The 1,075-nt window shown below is 40.3% G+C and carries 1 protein-coding gene; it reads right to left on the minus strand.

The genetic code is table 11. From position 1 onward, the window contains the following. Positions 1-204: 204 nt before the first annotated feature. Positions 205-1,008, minus strand: coding sequence for a PfkB family carbohydrate kinase (locus QVO51_RS04255; protein ID WP_022357363.1), 804 nt, complete (start codon positions 1,006-1,008; stop codon positions 205-207). Between the last annotated feature and the right edge of the window lie 67 nt (positions 1,009-1,075).

Below are 1,075 nucleotides of genomic sequence, written 5' to 3' on the forward strand. Positions count from 1 at the left end.
CATCAAGGCAAACAGCCACACCGGCAACGCAAGATGCAGCAGCAAAACGGTGGCATTGGCGATTCGCCAGGGACTTCGTTTCATGGAATCGTCCATAGGAACGCTCCTTTCGGGGGGAGCATATGATCATCTGATTTGTTGGAGGAAATGCTGGTTTTATAGCTATGATTATCTTTGCAAACTGGAAGTTGTGTTTCTGATTATTCAAAATCCACCGTAATGTTTTAAGGTTTCTGCTGCAATTTCAGAACCGACATTCATAGCCTTTTCAATATTATTTTCGAGCATATATGAGCAGACAAATCCGGCGTGATAGCTGTCACCACAACCGGTCGTGTCAATTATGCTTTCAACTTTCACAGCTTGCACTTTGAATTCCTGTCCATTAAAGTATGTAACGCTTCCACGTTCTGCAAGTGACACGTTGAACAGGCAACGGTATTTATTCGATAATTCTTTGAACCTCGGCAGGAGTTCTTCCGAGCCGCTTATCATAAAGAAATCAACATGCGGAGCAAATCGTTCCATATCTGCAAAATCTCTATATACATCAAAATCTACCGCAAGCTTAAAGCCAAGCGTTTCCTTCAGTTCAACTACTTGCGAAAAACACGAAGCCCAGAAATGAACAAAGACTACATCGGATCTTGATAAGATTTTGATTTCATTATCATTCAGTACGATGTTATCGAGAATTTCTCCGTTCCATGAATCATCTTTATAATACCTATCGCCCGATTCTGTAAGGTAAGTCATATTATTTGCAGTCTGATACCTTTCATCAATGCGTATATGGTTTTTATCAATATCAAGCTTTGATATTGAATCCATTATCGCTTCTGCATATTTATCTTTTCCGACAACACCAAGAAGCGTAACATCTATATCCTTAAAGTGCGAGGCATGCGCAGCAAAATTCAATGCTTCTCCTCCCGGTCTGATTATTTCAGTACCGTAAAAAACATCTGCACATATACAAGGAAGTGCAGTCAGCTTAATTTTATTCATGATACCACCTCACAAATTCCGATTTGCAAGGCAGATGCCCCACATTTCGTTTCACACATTATACCAC

It is taken from the genome of Ruminococcus sp. CAG:379, assembly GCF_000434255.1.
Taxonomy (GTDB): Bacteria; Bacillota; Clostridia; order Oscillospirales; family Ruminococcaceae; genus Ruminococcus_F; species Ruminococcus_F champanellensis.